The 16,245-nt window shown below is 49.3% G+C and carries 13 protein-coding genes, 1 rRNA gene, 1 pseudogene and 1 riboswitch; of the genes and pseudogenes, 7 read left to right on the forward strand and 8 right to left on the reverse strand.

The window, feature by feature from the left end:
- Window positions 1-71 precede the first annotated feature (71 nt).
- Window positions 72-186 (forward strand): 5S ribosomal RNA (rrf, locus tag KG631_RS07020).
- Between the two features lie 255 nt (window positions 187-441).
- Here the strand turns inward: rrf and thiH are convergent.
- From thiH to KG631_RS07055, 7 genes and pseudogenes are all read right to left on the reverse strand, one after another.
- Window positions 442-1,578, reverse strand: coding sequence for a 2-iminoacetate synthase ThiH (gene thiH / locus KG631_RS07025; RefSeq protein ID WP_301003670.1), 1,137 nt, complete (start codon window positions 1,576-1,578; stop codon window positions 442-444).
- Entirely contained in the window at window positions 1,575-2,342 is a 768-nt protein-coding gene (locus KG631_RS07030) for a thiazole synthase (protein ID WP_213997261.1), read from the reverse strand. The genes thiH and KG631_RS07030 overlap by 4 nt, the downstream gene beginning before the upstream one ends.
- Window positions 2,343-2,344: 2 nt before the next feature.
- Window positions 2,345-2,545 (reverse strand): sulfur carrier protein ThiS, encoded by a 201-nt coding sequence (gene thiS, locus KG631_RS07035; protein WP_213997263.1) that lies wholly within the window; start codon window positions 2,543-2,545, stop codon window positions 2,345-2,347.
- Window positions 2,529-4,031: a thiamine phosphate synthase gene (gene thiE / locus KG631_RS07040; RefSeq protein ID WP_213997265.1), complete on the reverse strand. Its 1,503-nt coding sequence runs from the start codon at window positions 4,029-4,031 to the stop codon at window positions 2,529-2,531. The genes thiS and thiE overlap by 17 nt, the downstream gene beginning before the upstream one ends.
- Before the next feature lie 16 nt (window positions 4,032-4,047).
- Window positions 4,048-5,718 (reverse strand): annotated as a pseudogene (thiC, locus tag KG631_RS07045) (phosphomethylpyrimidine synthase ThiC); the annotation flags it as partial.
- A 175-nt stretch (window positions 5,719-5,893) separates the two neighbouring features.
- A riboswitch (TPP riboswitch) is annotated at window positions 5,894-6,004 on the reverse strand.
- A 54-nt stretch (window positions 6,005-6,058) separates the two neighbouring features.
- On the reverse strand, window positions 6,059-7,492 hold the full coding sequence (gene sbcB / locus KG631_RS07050) for an exodeoxyribonuclease I (protein ID WP_213997271.1): 1,434 nt from the start codon (window positions 7,490-7,492) through the stop codon (window positions 6,059-6,061).
- A gap of 77 nt (window positions 7,493-7,569) precedes the next feature.
- Complete coding sequence (locus tag KG631_RS07055; RefSeq protein ID WP_213997275.1) at window positions 7,570-7,752, reverse strand: hypothetical protein; 183 nt, start codon at window positions 7,750-7,752, stop codon at window positions 7,570-7,572.
- Window positions 7,753-7,949: 197 nt separating this feature from the next.
- Here KG631_RS07055 and KG631_RS07060 point away from each other — a divergent pair, with 197 nt between their 5' ends.
- The 5 genes from KG631_RS07060 (at window position 7,950) to KG631_RS07075 (ending at window position 13,831) form a co-directional block, all read left to right on the forward strand.
- Complete coding sequence (locus KG631_RS07060; RefSeq protein ID WP_213997278.1) at window positions 7,950-8,963, forward strand: isoaspartyl peptidase/L-asparaginase; 1,014 nt, start codon at window positions 7,950-7,952, stop codon at window positions 8,961-8,963.
- A gap of 62 nt (window positions 8,964-9,025) precedes the next feature.
- Window positions 9,026-9,445: a CBS domain-containing protein gene (locus KG631_RS07065; RefSeq protein ID WP_213997281.1), complete on the forward strand. Its 420-nt coding sequence runs from the start codon at window positions 9,026-9,028 to the stop codon at window positions 9,443-9,445.
- Window positions 9,446-9,507: 62 nt separating this feature from the next.
- On the forward strand, window positions 9,508-9,768 hold the full coding sequence (locus tag KG631_RS18830) for a hypothetical protein (protein ID WP_301003671.1): 261 nt from the start codon (window positions 9,508-9,510) through the stop codon (window positions 9,766-9,768).
- Window positions 9,731-13,405, forward strand: coding sequence for an ATP-dependent RNA helicase HrpA (gene hrpA, locus KG631_RS07070; RefSeq protein ID WP_301003672.1), 3,675 nt, complete (start codon window positions 9,731-9,733; stop codon window positions 13,403-13,405). Before KG631_RS18830 ends, hrpA begins: the two co-directional genes overlap by 38 nt.
- Before the next feature lie 126 nt (window positions 13,406-13,531).
- Complete coding sequence (locus tag KG631_RS07075) at window positions 13,532-13,831, forward strand: PilZ domain-containing protein (protein ID WP_213997284.1); 300 nt, start codon at window positions 13,532-13,534, stop codon at window positions 13,829-13,831.
- 42 nt (window positions 13,832-13,873) lie between these two features.
- Here the strand turns inward: KG631_RS07075 and KG631_RS07080 are convergent, their stop codons facing one another.
- Window positions 13,874-15,079 (reverse strand): class I SAM-dependent methyltransferase, encoded by a 1,206-nt coding sequence (locus KG631_RS07080; RefSeq protein ID WP_213997286.1) that lies wholly within the window; start codon window positions 15,077-15,079, stop codon window positions 13,874-13,876.
- A 98-nt stretch (window positions 15,080-15,177) separates the two neighbouring features.
- Between KG631_RS07080 and KG631_RS07085 the strand changes: the two genes are divergently transcribed.
- Window positions 15,178-16,176: an NAD(P)H-quinone oxidoreductase gene (locus KG631_RS07085; RefSeq protein WP_213997297.1), complete on the forward strand. Its 999-nt coding sequence runs from the start codon at window positions 15,178-15,180 to the stop codon at window positions 16,174-16,176.
- The last annotated feature ends 69 nt before the right edge of the window (window positions 16,177-16,245 follow it).

Genomic DNA, 16,245 nt, shown 5'->3' on the forward strand with positions numbered 1-16,245 from the left:
AGCGTTTAGAAGTACAGTTGTGAGTAACTGAATATCAGCTTGCTAAGTTAAAGAACAGTAAACAGTTAATGCCTGGTGGCAATAGCGCTGTGGACCCACCTGATCCCATTCCGAACTCAGAAGTGAAACGCAGCTGCGACGATGGTAGTGTGGCATTCGCCATGCGAGAGTAGTACACCGCCAGGCTCCCAATAAAGCCAAAGAGCCCACTCAGTCGAGTGGGCTTTTTGCTTTATCCGCTGCGCGGGTGTACTACACTCCCACGCCAGCCACAGCGCTTCGCTGGTGGCATTGCTCGCCCCATCCCTGGGGCTCGTCCCGTTGGGACCTGCCTGCGGCAGTCAAAAACGCTCCCGGCGTTTTTTGTCGCCATGCTGATTCAGAGCTGCGCACATACTAACAAGCCTCCCCCTTTGTGAAAGGGGGATTTAGCTTTTAGCTTTATCTCCCCAAATAACTATCCCAGTCTTTCCATACTGGCTGTAAGCCCTGAGCGGCAAGTGCTGTTGCCACCTGCTTTGGCGAGCGGGTATCGTCGATGCTAAATTGTTCCAAATTTTCCGGCTCAACGCTATAACCGCCCGGTTGGGTTTTTGAACCAGCGCTGACGCTGGTGATGGCCAACGGCACGACGTTTTGACGAAATGCTGCTGACTCCCGGGTAGACAAACTAATTTCCAGCTCTGGGGCAAACAGCCGGAAAGCACAAATCAGCTGGATTAGCTCTTGATCACTGATTGGACTAATAACATTGCTACCACCACTAAAGGGGCGGATCCTGGGCACCGATAAGCTAAAACGGCTTTGCCAGTAGCGCTTCTGCAAATATTGCAAATGCCGGGCCAGCAAAATAGCATCGGTTCGCCAATCGGTCAGGCCTAGCAAAATACCTAAGCCTATTTTGTCGATACCGGCCTGGCCAACCCTGTCAGGGGCATCAAGCCGCCAGGTGATCTCGGCTTTTCTCCCTTTTAAGTGATACTGCTTGTATGCCTTAGCATTATAGGTTTCCTGATACAGCATCACCGCATCGACACCCAGCGCTTTTAGTTGCCGATAATCAGCAGAACTTAAAGGCTGAACTTCCAGCTGAATACTGCTGAAGTAGCGCTGGACGACCGGTAGCACTTGGCAAAAGTACTCTATGCCAACTTTACGCTCATGCTCGCCGGTGACCAACAGCACCTGATCGATGCCCAGTGCTTTAATAGCCTGACATTCCTGCTCTATTTCGCTAAGGTTTAAAGTGCGTCGCTTAACTTTCTGACTTAGCGAAAAACCACAGTAAGTGCATTCGTTAGCACACAGATTTGATAAATACAGTGGTGCGAAAAAATGGACAATATGGCCAAAACGCTGCCGGGTAAGCCGCTGAGCTTTAACTGCCATTTGCACTAAAAATGGCAACGCAGCAGGAGAGAGTAATACCTGCAGATCTTTGAGTATTAACCGGTTTTTCGTTAATGCTACCTGTACCTGAGCGCTTGAATAATTACGGCTTTGCAGTTGCAATGCCTGCCAGCTTTGCTGTTGCCATTGCTCGCTAAAATTTATCTTGTCATTAATGGTATCGCTCATAGTCCCGCCAGAAAATCAGTGAACGGGCTGGATGCAACCGCATGCTGTAGTGGCGTTGCCAAACCCGCCAGATAGGCGGCACGACCGGCGCTGACCGCATTGGCAAAGGCACCCGCCATCACTACTGGATCATGGCTACTGGCGATGGCGGTGTTAACTAATACCGCTGCAGCGCCCAGCTCCATCGCTGCGGCGGCATGTGATGGTGCACCTATACCTGCATCGATAATAACTGGCACTGTGGATTGTTCGATAATAATTTCCAGCATAGCGCGGGTTTGTAAGCCCTGATTAGAACCGATGGCGGCGCCAAGCGGCATTACTGCAGCGCAGCCAACTTGCTCCAGCCGCTTACATAACACCGGATCAGCACTGCAGTAGGGCAGTACCACAAAGCCCAATTTCACCAGTTGTTCGGCTGCTATCAGCGTTTCTATCGGATCTGGCATTAGATAGCGCGGGTCCGGATGAATTTCCAGTTTCAGCCAATTGGTCTGTAAAGCTTCTCGCGCCAGTTCAGCGGCGAAGATGGCTTCTTTGGCTGTCTTAGCCCCTGAGGTATTAGGCAGCAGCTGAATATTCATCTCCCGCAGCGGAGAAAGTAAATCATCATGTAATTTATCCAGTTGCAGTCGTTTTAGGGCCAACGTTACTAGCTCACAGCCACCGGCTGCAATGGTTTGCTGCATCAGCATAGGGCTGGAGAACTTACCGCTCCCCAGTAGCAAGCGGCTATTAAAGGTTTTATCTGCTATACGCAGCATTATTAGCCTCCGGTCACAATGTGGAACAGGCATACAGAGTCATTGTTCTGTAGCTGTTGCTCGTTCCATTGTCGCTTAGTTATAACAATATTATTAATAGCCACTGCCAGGCCCTCTGTTTTCAGTTGTTGCTGTTGTAGCAACTGTGACACTGTGCTGTTAGCTGAAACCTGTAATAGCTTGTCGTTAAGCATGACTTGCATAATGTTGCTCCACGCGATATTTAAATGCTAAAAACGCTTGTTCTGGCTCCGCTTGCGCTGTTACGCCTGACACTACAGCGACACCTGAAATGCCGCAATTTAATACTGCTTCAAGCCGCTGCAGACTAATACCACCAATTGCTACAGTCGGAATATCCTCGCATAAAGCTGCATAATATCGTAGCCGGGTTAGGCCTTGTGGTTGCGATGGCATTTGTTTGGTTTGAGTGGCAAAAATATGTCCCAGTGCAATATAGGATGGTTTAATCTGCCTGGCACGCAGTAGCTCGGTATAGCTGTGGGTAGATATACCCAGCCGCAAACCGGCTGATGCTATGGCAGCTAAATCAGCCTGTGCTAAATCTTCCTGCCCCAAATGCACGCCATAAGCACTGTATTTAATCGCGAGTTGCCAATGATCATTGATAAACAGTCGTAGTTTATAGTCGCGGCTTAACAGCACCGCTTCGGCGATCTGCTGATCAATTTCATCTGCTGTTCCATGCTTGATGCGTAGTTGAATAACATCAGGCTCAAGGGGTAACAAACGTTTCAACCACTGCACGCTGTCAACAATCGGATAAAAGCCGATCGGCGCGCTGATGCTGGCAAAATGGAACTTTCTGCGCGTTTTCTCCTTAGCATGTTGTAACAGAGGAAAATAGCATGGCTTAGTTGGCCAGCTGTGATGCTGTAAGCTACCCGCGCCTTTGCCAGTGGCATAGCTGTGACTTAATGACTGCTGCAGATAAGCGCGGCCGATGATAGTGCTGTCTATCAAAGGGTAACCATGAGCGCAAGCGGCGGTAATCGCACTAGACAATACACAGCCTGTACCATGGTTGTGCGCTGTGGTAAGCCTGGGTTGATTCATCATGAAATTACCATCTGCGCCAATAAAGCGATCAGTAATGTCGTCAGCATCTTTACTGTGACCGCCCTTTACCAATACTGCAGTTGCTCCCCAGCGTAGTAATTTCTCTATCTGTACATCGTCTTGTTGTTGCGGCAAGTCTGTTAATATCGCTAACTCTGGCAGGTTAGGTGTTATCAAATCAACTAACGGCAATAGTTGTTGCCGCCAGATGCCTAAGGTGTTTTGCCGGACGAAGTTGTAGCCACTACTGCTGCTCAGCACCGGATCGGCAATAACAACAAACTGATAATCCGCTTTGTGCTGTGCCAGCCAGGTTGCTAATTGTGCTAACAAGACTGCATCGGGGATCAAACCTATTTTAATTGCCTGGGGCGGCATATCTTGCAACAAGCAATTGAGTTGGTTAACAAATAATGCCGGGCTTACTGCTTCATAGCCGACGACTTCAGCACTGTTTTGCGCTGTAACGGCGGCTATAACACTACAGCCATGGCAGCCCAAAGCATTGAAAGTGAGTAAGTCGGCCTGAATGCCGGCGCCACCGCCACTGTCTGAGCTGGCAATGGTCCACACTATGGGTTTGGCTTCAGATGCGTGATCAGGCATCATTTAATGCCTCTTCCTGCTGAATTTGCTGGTTAAGCCGCATAGAGCAAAACTTCGGCCCGCACATCGAGCAGAATTGTTCGCTGTCGGCGCCTTCATGGCTTAAGGTTTCATCGTGATAGGCTTTGGCGGTGAACGGGTCCAGCGCCAGGTTGTATTGATCCTGCCAGCGAAACTCGTAACGCGCCTTGGATAGGGCATTGTCCCTAAGCTGCGCCGCCGGATGGCCTTTCGCCAGATCAGCAGCATGGGCGGCAATCTTATATGTAATAAGGCCTTGTTTTACATCTTCTTTATTCGGTAAGCCTAAATGCTCCTTCGGCGTGACATAGCACAGCATGGCACAGCCAAACCAGCCAATCATCGCCGCGCCTATGCCGGAGGTTATATGGTCGTAGCCCGGTGCAATGTCGGTGGTTAATGGACCAAGCGTATAAAACGGTGCTTCATGGCAGTGTTTTAGCTGCTCGGTCATATTCTGCTGAATAAGCTGCATTGGCACATGGCCTGGGCCTTCAATCATTACCTGCACATCATAGCGCCAGGCAATTTGGGTCAGCTCGCCTAAGGTTCGCAGTTCCGCAAATTGGGCTTCGTCATTGGCATCGGCAATGCTGCCAGGACGCAGGCCGTCACCCAAGGAGAGTGAAATATCGTAGGCAGCACAGAGCTGGCAAATTTGTTCAAAATGCTGATATAAAAAGCTTTCCTGATTATACAGCCTGGTCCACTGCGCCATAATGGCGCCGCCACGTGAGACGATACCGGTAACACGGTTGGCGGTTAGGGCTACATAGTCTTTTAACACTCCAGCATGGATAGTGAAGTAATCGACGCCTTGCTCTGCTTGCTCTACCAGGGTGTCGTAAAATACCTGCCAGTTAAGCCGGCCGACATCACCGTTAACTTTTTCCAGTGCCTGATAAATTGGTACTGTGCCAATGGGGACCGGGCTGTTGCGTAAGATCCAGTCACGGGTTTGATGAATACGCCGGCCGGTAGATAAGTCCATTACCGTATCGGCGCCCCAGCGGGTGGCCCAGACTAGCTTTTCTACTTCTTCTTCGATACTGGAGCTAACCGATGAATTGCCGATATTGGCATTTACCTTCACCTTAAAATTGCGGCCGATAATCATTGGCTCGGCTTCCGGGTGGTTAATATTAGCCGGAATTATCGCCCGGCCGGCTGCGACTTCCTGGCGAACAAATTCGGCGGTTATCTGTTTGGGTATAGCCGCACCAAAGCTCTCGCCCTGATGGCTTCTGACCCCATCGTCAGCTATGGCCATATTTTCCCGCAGCGCAATAAAATGCATTTCCGGGGTGATAATACCGGCACGGGCGTAATGCAGCTGGGTCACTGTGTTGCCGTCTTTAGCCCGCAGCGGCTGATGCGCAAATTCGGTGATCTGTTCATCCAGCGCAATATCAGCAAAAGGCAACTCGGGTGAGGGTGCGACATCGCCGCGCGCTGTTATCCAATTAAGCCGAAGCTTCGACAAGCCTTTTAACACATCCAACTGCTGTGCTGGGTCGCCGTAAGGGCCTGAGGTGTCATACACCGGCAAACTGAGGTTAGCTTGCTCGCTGCCATCAGCCATTCGGCTGGGGCTAAGATGTATATCGCGGACTGGCACCCTGACGCCACTTTGCTCACATTCAAGGTAACGACGGCTGGAGCCGGGAAAGGTTTCACCCTGTAGCGCCTGAATATAGGCACGGGCATGGGCACGTAAATCACGTTTTGATAAAGGTGTAGCAGACATAGCAAGCTCCGGTTAACAAGTTGAGGTTGCTTGTCCGGAGTGGGGGCAGGTTATAACAGTCAGCCAATCCGCCGGGCGGATTTGGATGGGGTTAAATGCTGTAGTTCCCCTTGTTTCCCTTCGCAGGTATTAGCCTGATCAGGTTCAACGGATCCCGTTTTCACGGTCTCAGCCCGCTGTAAACAGCTGGGCACTCCGACAAGATGGTGCTAAGTATTCACTTATTGCTAACGAAATTCAAGGTCTGATTGCAACCGGTGTTTTATAAACTCTGAACATACAAATACAGCGACTTAAGAATTTTCATTTTCTGCTCATCACTGGCATGTTCATGCGCGAGATTTTCCAGTGCCAGGCTGAAATCTTCCATGGTCAAATTGGGGTTATCCAGGCCGTGCATTAGTTTATCGGTACGGTAACGTTGCCACTTTTGCTGTTCACTATCACTTAAACTTTGCGGGTAGTTTCTGGCCCTGAACAAAAACAGCAGATTGTTTAAGCGATCGTCGCCAAATACCGGCGCGCTTACCGCTAATTGCTCGGGTGTTAACTGATGCAGTTGCTGCATCTTCTGCTTATCGGCATCGCTGATAAAGCCGTTATACAACTGATAGTCGGGGTTAGCTTCGCTGGCATACGCTGTAGGTTGCTGGTAAAGCTCAACGACTTTCTGTTGCAGTTGTCGTTGTTGTTTAAACCATTCCAGGTGTTCCAGACAACGGCTACGGTCAATGCCCAGTTCGCTAGCCCGGTCAACTGTTAGGGTCTTAGCATTAGCCAGCACCGGGCATTTGTTTAAGTGAATCAGTTTTAAACCAAGCCGCTCTTCACCTTCAGCCAAATCGGCAGTGCGGGTATACAGTTTGTTGTTAAGGGTTTCAATATCATCTGTCAGCAATGGTGTTGGATCGGCTTGCAGGTTGTAGCAAATAACTGCATTTTTATTGGTGGGGTGAAAGGCCAGCGGCACTATCCAGCTTACGCAGCCAGAACTGGCTGGAAATTTTGACGATACATGCACCAGAGGTGTTAAGCCGGCAACATCTATTAACTCACTGACGTTGGCTTTTTTGCGCAGCTCAAATAAATAGCTGAACAGTTTAGGCTGTTTTTCTTTAATTAATTTAGCGATGGCAATAGTGGCATAGACATCCGATAAGGCATCGTGCGCTTGCTCATGCGTCAGGTTATTCGCCCGGGTTAAATGCTCAAGCTTAAAACTGGGGCTGCCATCTTCCCGCAAAGGCCAGTTAATACCTTCCGGGCGCAGAGCATAACAGGCCCGTACTACATCAATCAGGTCCCAGCGGCTGTTGCCTTGTTGCCATTCGCGACCATAGGGTTCATAAAAATTACGGTATAAACTGTAACGCGTTACTTCATCATCAAACCGCAAGTTGTTGTATCCCAATACACAGCTACCTGGCTCGCTAAAGCGGTTGAGAATCTGTTGCATAAACCCGACCTCGCTCAGACCTTTTTTATTACACAACTGAGGTGTAAGTCCGGTAATGAGGGCTGCTTGCGGATGAGGCAGATAGTCGTTGGCTAACTGGCAATACCAGACATCAGGCTCGCCAATCACGTTCAGATTGATATCGGTACGGATCCCGGCAAACTGAGCAGGGCGGTCGCGTTTTGGATCGGCGCCCCAGGTTTCGTAGTCGTGAAAATAGAAAGATAGCGATTGCGACATAATGTAATTCTGCGATTAATGCAGCTGAATTATTTCTGGAATGTTTCGGATAATATCACTGGTGCCGGCATGGTGCGCTATTTTTTGTGGTCGTCAACCATGCTTTCCAGTGCAGAGCCCGGGTCTTCCTCACCACATACAGAGTAATCTTCGGGGCTGGCAGCTTCGGCGTCCCGGTGTGAAAGAGGTTTAGGTTGCTGATCCTGCTGGCCCGGCTCGGTACCATTGCTGTTATTTGTATTGTCAGGGCTGCTCATCATAATCTACACATTGTTAATCGCTCTTGTCCGAAGTATAGATAGTTACCAGTGCAACGCAATGCTACCCCGAACTCATGGTGCAGCTAATCGGCTAACAGCGGTTGAAATTTGCTGAGTGGCCATTAAGCTCTACAGCAAGTTGTGCTCTGAGAAAAATTCCAGTACAAAGAACACACTTACAATAAGAAGGAAATCTAATGAAGCAACTATTACTGGCAATATCCCTGTGCATGGCAGGCTCGGTTATGGCAGAGAAAGCATCGGTCGGCATTGTTATCCATGGCGGTGCGGGTACCATTGACCGCAGTCAGATGACGGATGAGCAACAGAAAAATTATGAAGCGGCGCTGGCAGATGCAGTAAACAAGGGCTACGAGTTACTGGCTGCAGGTGGCAGCAGTTTAGATGCAGTGACGTTAGCGGTCACGGTGCTGGAAGACTCACCGTTATTTAACGCGGGCAAAGGTGCGGTATACACCTGGGATGAGACCCATGAGCTGGACGCTGCTATTATGACGGGTCAGGATCGCAATGCTGGTGCGGTGTCCAGTGTCACTAATGTCAAAAATCCGATTTTACTGGCCCGGGCAATAATGGAGCAGTCTGAACATGTTATGTTAACAGGTAAAGGCGCCGAGCAATTTGCTGCCTCGCAGCAACTGGAGCTGGTTGATAACAACTACTTTAATACTGATTTTCGTTTTGAAGCGTTAAAACGGGCAAAAGAGGCACAACAACAGCTACCTCATCAGGCCGCTATCGTTGCCGATCCTAACTGGAAAATGGGAACCGTTGGTGCCGTAGCAATTGACCATACAGGTAATTTGGCGGCAGCAACGTCGACCGGCGGCATGACGGCAAAACGTTGGGGGCGGGTAGGCGACGTGCCGGTAATAGGGGCAGGTAATTTCGCAGACAATACCAGCTGTGCGGTCTCCGGTACCGGACACGGTGAATATTTTATTCGCTATAATGTAGCAGCCGATATTTGTGCAAGGGTTAAATATCAAGGTAAAACAGCGGCTTCAGCTGCCAGTGAAGTGATAGACGAGCTACTGCAGGCTGGCGGTACCGGTGGCGTTATTGTCGTTGATAGTAAGGGTGAATTAAGCTGGGCATTCAATACCCAGGGCATGTACCGGGCTAAGCGGGATGATAGTGGTACTGTTGTTGAAATATTCGCCACTCAGCGTGAAAAAGCGGGCAATTAAGCCAACGTTGGCTAAACTGAAATGAGCAGGCGGGTTGTGCTTGGTTGTGTTGGAGGAACGAGATGGATTTACTTAAAGTAGCCGACTATATGCATCGTCATCCGGTAACCTTTACCGTTGATATGCCAGTTGAAATGGCGGTTGCCCGCTTAATAAAAGGAAAACAAACCGGCGGGCCTGTGGTAGATGTTACCAACAAAATTGTTGGTTTTGTCTCTGAACAGGATTGTCTGGCCCGCATGTTAATGTCGACCTATCATGATCAGCAAGCTGCGCGGGTAGCGGATGTAATGAATACTCAGGTATTAACAGTAAAGCCTTATGATGGGGTAATCGATTTAGCGCAAATGATGCTGAAAATAAAACCGAAATTATACCCGGTGGTTGACGATGATGGCTATCTGCTGGGCATTATCACCCGTTCAGATGTTTTAGCGGCAATCGATAAAGAGCTGCATTCTCATTACCGACGGGTTGTATAACGCTAGACCTTTACCCCGCTAGCTTGGTAGCATGACGCCCTCTGATTTCTGAGGGTGTTATTTTGTCTGTTGAGCCCGTATTAAACGTTTCATCACTCTATTCTGAATTAACTGATTGTCTGTTACAGGACCAATTCCGGCTGCGCCGCCGTCTGAATAATTGTAAAAAAATCGCTGAGCAGGCCGTACAGCAGCAAATGTTACAAAAAATCGCGGTGGATATTGCCCGCTCGGTGGCTCAGCGGGCGCTGCGTCTCTGCGGCGCTGCCAGCCATAAGTTATCCGATGGAACTGCCGGTAGCAGCAAAAAAAGACGATATTAAAGCAGCGATAGCAGCAAATCAGGTGGTGATCATCGCCGGTGAGACGGGGTCAGGTAAAACAACACAGATCCCGAAAATATGTCTCGAGCTTGGCCGCGGTGTGGCCGGTACCATTGGCCACACTCAGCCTCGGCGTCTTGCTGCACGCAGTGTAGCCGATCGTATTGCCCAGGAGCTGGGGTGTCAGGCCGGGCAACAGGTCGGTTACAAAATCCGCTTTGGCGATCACACCACCAGCCAGACACTGGTAAAGCTAATGACCGACGGTGTGTTGTTGGCAGAAATGCAGCAGGACCGCTTTTTAAATCAATACGACACCATCATTATTGATGAAGCGCATGAGCGCAGTCTTAATATCGACTTTTTGTTAGGTTACCTGAAGCAGCTGCTACCAAAGCGGCCAGATTTAAAGCTGATTATTACCTCGGCAACCATTGATCCGCAGCGGTTCTCTAAACATTTCTTCGATGCGCCGGTGATTGAAGTATCTGGCCGGACGTATCCGGTAGAAACCCGTTACCGGCCGTACACTGAGCAGGATGATAAAGATACCGACCAGTTACAGGGGATTTTTGATGCAGTAGAAGAACTGTATCGTGAACCCCGTGGCGACATCCTTATTTTTTTAAATGGTGAGCGGGAAATCAGAGACACAGCAGAGGCGCTGGAGAAACTGAAACTACCCCATACTGAAGTACTGCCACTGTATGCCCGGTTAAGTGCTGCAGAGCAAAACCGGATATTCCAGAGCCATGCCGGCAGACGAATTGTACTGGCGACTAACGTTGCTGAAACGTCGTTGACAGTCCCTGGTATTCGTTACGTTATTGACCCCGGCACCGCGCGGTTATCCCGCTACAGTTATCGTTCCAAAGTACAACAACTACCCATAGAAGCAATTAGTCAGGCCAGTGCCAATCAGCGCAAAGGCCGTTGCGGCCGGGTCGCTGCCGGTATTTGCATCCGGCTATACAGCGAAGAGGACTTTATTGGCCGCCCCGAATTTACCGATCCGGAAATTCTGCGTACTAACTTAGCCTCAGTTATTATGCAAATGCTGGCGCTGGGGTTGGGCGATATTGATGCATTTCCGTTCTTACAGCGACCTGACAGCCGTTTTGTCAATGACGGTATTAAGTTGCTGGAAGAGCTCGGCGCCATAGCACCACAACGAGGCCGCCAAAAATTAAGTTTAACCGCTTTGGGTAAACAGCTTGCCAGATTACCTATCGACCCCAGACTAGCCCGGATGGTCGTCGCGGCCAGCAGTAACGGAGCCTTAAATGAGGTACTGGTGGTGGTTGCCGCGCTGTCGATTCAGGATCCGCGAGAGCGGCCGCTGGATAAACAGCAAAAAGCAGATGAAAGTCATGGCCGGTTTGCCGACACCGATTCAGATTTCAGCAGCTGGTTGAAACTGTGGGCATACCTGCAACAACAGCAGCAGGAATTAAGTAATAACCAGTTTCGCCGCTTGTGCCGTCAGGAGTTTTTAAACTACCTGCGGGTAAGAGAATGGCAGGATTTAGTAAGCCAGTTAAGCCAATTAGCCAAAGAGCAGGGGATGTCCTTCAATAGTGGTATGGCGGACTATCAGCAGCTGCATAGCGCGTTGCTAAGCGGGTTACTAGGTCAGGTTGGTTTTAAAGATACCGACGCCGATTATTTAGGGCCGCGCCAGACCCGCTTTTATGCCTTTCCTGGTAGTCACCTGTTTAAACGTAAACCAAAGTGGGTAGTAGCGGCAGAGTGGGTTGAAACAAGCAAATTATATGCGCGAAGTCTGGCCAAAATTGAACCGGAATGGATTGAGCCGCTGGCCGCACATTTAGTGACTCGCAGTTACAGTGAGCCACATTGGGAGAAGAAACGCGGCGCAGTAGTCGCTTATGAGCAGGTGTCGTTGTATGGTCTGGTAATTGTGCCCAGAAGAGCTGTGTTGTACAGCAAAATAGATGAAGTGGTCAGCCATCAGCTTTTTATTCGCGAAGCGCTGGTCAATCAGGAACTGGGTAGCAATGAAGCCTTTTTAAGCTACAACCAGCGGCTGATTGATACCGTGACTGAGCTGGAGGAGAAGTCACGGCGGCGTGATATTCTGGTAGACGAAGAGACGCTGGCGACGTTTTATGCTGAAAAAATTCCGGTCTGGGCCAATAACCGGATAGATTTTGGCAAATGGTGGAAAAAACAGCGCGCCAGCCAGCCCGACTTTTTAAATTTTGACCCGGATAGCCTGCTTAACCGTGATGCCAGTGACATTACTGCCGACAAGTTTCCTGAAAGCTGGCGTCAGAGTAACTTAACCCTGCCATTGCAATATCACTTTGCCCCGGGTGAGCCGGATGATGGGGTCAGTGTGATCATTCCGCTGGCGCTATTGAATCAAATTGAGGACACAGGATTTGACTGGCTGATCCCGGCGCTTCGTCATGAGTTGCTGGTTGCATTAATTAAATCGCTACCAAAGCAGTTCCGGCGTAACTTTGTGCCAGCACCGAACTATGCTGATGCCTTGCTACAGGTGATTGAACCAGAGCAGGGCAAATTACTTGAGGTTATTTCGCAACGTTTAAAGCGAATGTCCGGTGTCACGATACCGCAGGATGCCTGGGATCTAACCAGTGTGCCAGCACATTTAGTAATGAATTTTAAGGTGGTAGACGATAAGGGTAAAACACTACAACAAGGCCGTTCTATTAATTTGTTAAAACAAGCTATGCAGGGTGAAGTGCAACAAAGCCTCAGTCAGGTTGCCGAACAGGGTATAGAACAAACAGCACTGACAGACTGGAGTTTTGGTGAGCTGCCCCGGGAATATGTCAGAATTCAGGCGGGCTATGAGATTAAAGCGTTTCCGGCGCTGGTGGATGAAAAAAATTCTGTAGCGATTAAGCTTTTGGATAACCCGCAGCAAGCAATGCTTGAAACCAAACTGGGCTTACGGCGCTTAATATTGCTGAACGTGCCGTCGCCAGTAAAGTACTTGCAGGAATCGTTACCGAATAAAGCGAAATTAGGGCTTTATTTTAATCCCTTTGGTCGGGTGCTTGAGTTAATCGATGATTGCATTGCGGCGGGGGTAGATACACTGATTGCCCAATATGAGGTCCCGCAGAATCCGGCGGAGTTTAATCAGTTAAGGGACAAAGTCCGTGCTGAGCTGGGTGACACTGTGGTGGCAATAGCAATGCAGGTTGAACAAATTTTAACCCTGGGACACGCTATTCAGAAGCGATTAAAAGGTAAGGTCGATCTGGCACATATTCAATCGCAAGGGGATATTAAGCAGCATTTAACTGAGCTGGTATTTAAGGGGTTTGTCAGTAGTCATGGCGCCGGCAGGCTGGCCGATATTTTGCGGTATTTACAAGCAATGCAAAAACGGCTGGAAAAACTGGCAGTCGATCCACAGCGCGACCGATTATTGATGCACGAGTATCAAAAAGCAGCGGATGCCTATACTAATCTGTTGGGTAAGTTTGCCGGCGCGGCGGTAATTCCGCAGCAGGTTAGTGCAATTTACTGGATGCTGCAGGAATTGAAAGTGTCGTTACACGCGCAGCAGCTTGGTACGCCTTATCCAATATCCGTTAAACGGATACTGCATGCGGTAGCCGAAATTAAAACAGCGTAATTATAATTATATCGGCATGGTCATGTGATAACGTTCTGCAGTGCATAGTCAGTTAGAATGTAAGGTACTTTACACACTGAGTGGAAAGATCTATAACTAGCATTGTAGTCTTAACAGGGGAAAGTTATGTTAACTAAAGGCGATGGACGGCACTATTTCAGAATGATGGTAAATGCAGATGTGCAATTACTGCTCAATGATCCTGAAGCAGGCCGGGTGATAGATGGTGTTTGTCGTGATCTGAGCGCATCAGGTATGTCTGTCGATATAGATGAGCCGCTGGAGATGGGAACATTAATAAAAATCCGGCTGGAGTCAAACAACGCCAGCATTCCGCCACTGGACGCCACTGCTAAAGTAGTACGTTGTGCTCAGGAAAGTGAAGATGGCTACCAGATTGGCCTGGCGTTTATGGAGTTAAACTAACCCGCTGCTAAGCGGGTCAGATATGTCAGTTGGGCGAAAGGCTTATGCTATCTTGCAGATGAGCCCTTTCAAATAATGGCCTTCCGGGAACGTGCTTAGCACCAGATGATCACTGTCTTGTTGTAAACGTTCTAAAAACTGACATTGCCGTTTGGCATCAAGCGCAGCGTCAGCAACTATTTTCTGAAATAAACTGTCTTCCATTAAGCCTGAACAGGAAAAAGTAAACAGTAAACCGCCCGGTTTCACCAGCTGCATAGCAACCATATTGATGTCTTTATAACCCCGACAAGCACCCGCCAGTTGCGACTTATTGTCGGCAAATTTTGGTGGGTCCAGAATCACCATATCAAACTGCATGCCTTGTTCCCGGTATTGGCGTAGCAATTTAAAGACATCGGCTTTTACCTGCGTCAGCCTACTAAGATCGAGTGTGTTCAGACGTGCGTTGCGCTCTGCAGTAGCCAGCGCCAGCTCAGATAAGTCGACATTGGTTACATTACTAGCCCCGCCTTGCAATGCTGCTATGGCAAAAGTACCGGTGTAGCTAAAACAATTTAAAACAGTCTTGGCATTAGCATAGCGCTTAACGGCCTGCCGGCTGGCACGCTGATCCAGATAAAAGCCGGTTTTGTGGCCATTCTCAACGTCGACCAGTAAGTTCATGCCATGTTCCTGAATCACCACCTCGCTTGTGTCGCGTGGCAGATGTAACCAACCTTTGGTGGGCTCTAAGCCTTCTTTTTTTCGAACATCAACATCAGAACGCTCATAAATGCTGTGTTCCGGAAATAATCTGATTAATGCCGCGATTAACTGTTTACGGCTGGCCTCAGCGCCGGCAGACAGAAGTTGGCAAACCAGCATATCAGCATATTTATCGATGGTAATACCCGGCAGTCCATCTGACTCGCCGGCAATAAGTCGAACGGCAGTTGTCGTGGCCGGGTTAAATAGGTTCTGCCGAAGTTGCCACGCCTCAGCAAGGCGAGAATAAAAGAACGCTTCATCTATTGCCTGACCCTGAACAAAGCTCCATACCCTTGCTCTTATTTGCGAGCGGGGCGAATAGGCAGCTGTGGCCAGCCATTCACCCTTGCTGCTTAACACATCGACGATATCCCCGCTGTTCGGCGTACTGATAACCTGACTTATCGCGTTAGAAAATATCCACGGGTGTTGCCGTTTCAGTGCTTTCTCCCGACCCGGTGCCAGAATAATGGCAGGACTTGCAGTTTGCTTACTCATACGCTTGGTTACACTGTGCTAGACTAAAAGTCGCATTTTAGAGAAGCTGGTCGCAAAGCTAAAGCTAAAACTAGCGGTTACTGATAATAAGGGGCTATATGGCAGCTGTTCCGTCGCAAATGCAGGTTATTGTGGTGCAGCAACCTGGTAAAAACAGCACACTTAATGTTGAACAACGGCCAGTCCCATCACCCACGGCCGGCCAGTTGCTGGTAAAAGTTAAAGCCGCGGGCGTGAACCGGGCTGATTTAATGCAGCGGCAAGGGTATTATCCGCCGCCACCAGGTGAAAGTGACATTTTAGGGTTAGAGGTGGCCGGGCTTGTGGTGCAGGTGGGCAGCACGGCTGATGAAAAGTGGCTTGGCAGTGAGGTGTTTGGTATTGTCGCAGGGGGGGGCTATGCTGAATATGTTCTGTTGCATAGCGGGCATGCTATTAGCAAGCCTGCACATTGGAGCTGGCAGCAAGCCGGAGCAGCGGCTGAGACGTTTTTAACGGCTTACCAGTTATTATTCAAGCTGGGCGGGTTAACCGCCGGGCAACGGGTCTTATTGCACGCAGGGGCCAGTGGTGTAGGCACCAGTGCCCTGCAACTGGCAAAACTGACTGGCGCGATAGTGGCGGTAACGGTTGGACGGCCGGATAAAGTCGACGCATGTCTTAGACTCGGTGCCGATATTGCTATAAATTACCACGACAGCAACTTTGCCGAAAAACTGGCTGCCAGCTGGCCAAGTGGTGCGGATATTATTCTTGATCCTGTCGCAGCAGCTTACCTGAAAGATAACGTTGCAGTATTAGCCGTCGATGGCATTATTGTTATCTATGCACTGATGGGGGGGCGCTCGGTTGATAATTTTGATTTTGCGCCGCTGTTTAAAAAGCGTGGTCGCCTGGTTTGTAGCACCTTGCGCAACAGAACTAATCAATACAAAGCAGCGTTAACCGCCAGTTTCAGCAAGACCTTTGGCCAGGCCATGCGTGAGGGCAAATTTGTAGCTGTACTTAGTGCCAGTGTCGATTGGCACAACGCTCAGCAGGCGCACGATGTCATGGCAAACAATAACAACATCGGCAAATTGGTTTTAACATTTTAAAAGCTAATAAGACCTTTAAAACAATATTACAACTGCCCGAATAATGAATTTAGACAAGGATAAATACGA

Origin of the sequence: Arsukibacterium sp., assembly GCF_018402695.1 — a bacterium.
Taxonomy (GTDB): Bacteria; Pseudomonadota; Gammaproteobacteria; order Enterobacterales; family Alteromonadaceae; genus Alishewanella.

Bases quoted from the DNA above. Each gene is read 5' to 3' on its own strand.
- thiH (WP_301003670.1), bottom strand. From the start codon at position 1,578: ATGAGCGATACCATTAATGACAAGATAAATTTTAGCGAGCAATGGCAA.
- KG631_RS07030 (WP_213997261.1), bottom strand. From the start codon at position 2,342: ATGCTGCGTATAGCAGATAAAACCTTTAATAGCCGCTTGCTACTGGGG.
- thiS (WP_213997263.1), bottom strand. From the start codon at position 2,545: ATGCAAGTCATGCTTAACGACAAGCTATTACAGGTTTCAGCTAACAGC.
- thiE (WP_213997265.1), bottom strand. From the start codon at position 4,031: ATGATGCCTGATCACGCATCTGAAGCCAAACCCATAGTGTGGACCATT.
- sbcB (WP_213997271.1), bottom strand. From the start codon at position 7,492: ATGTCGCAATCGCTATCTTTCTATTTTCACGACTACGAAACCTGGGGC.
- KG631_RS07055 (WP_213997275.1), bottom strand. From the start codon at position 7,752: ATGATGAGCAGCCCTGACAATACAAATAACAGCAATGGTACCGAGCCG.
- KG631_RS07060 (WP_213997278.1), top strand. From the start codon at position 7,950: ATGAAGCAACTATTACTGGCAATATCCCTGTGCATGGCAGGCTCGGTT.
- KG631_RS07065 (WP_213997281.1), top strand. From the start codon at position 9,026: ATGGATTTACTTAAAGTAGCCGACTATATGCATCGTCATCCGGTAACC.
- hrpA (WP_301003672.1), top strand. From the start codon at position 9,731: ATGGAACTGCCGGTAGCAGCAAAAAAAGACGATATTAAAGCAGCGATA.
- KG631_RS07075 (WP_213997284.1), top strand. From the start codon at position 13,532: ATGTTAACTAAAGGCGATGGACGGCACTATTTCAGAATGATGGTAAAT.
- KG631_RS07080 (WP_213997286.1), bottom strand. From the start codon at position 15,079: ATGAGTAAGCAAACTGCAAGTCCTGCCATTATTCTGGCACCGGGTCGG.
- KG631_RS07085 (WP_213997297.1), top strand. From the start codon at position 15,178: ATGGCAGCTGTTCCGTCGCAAATGCAGGTTATTGTGGTGCAGCAACCT.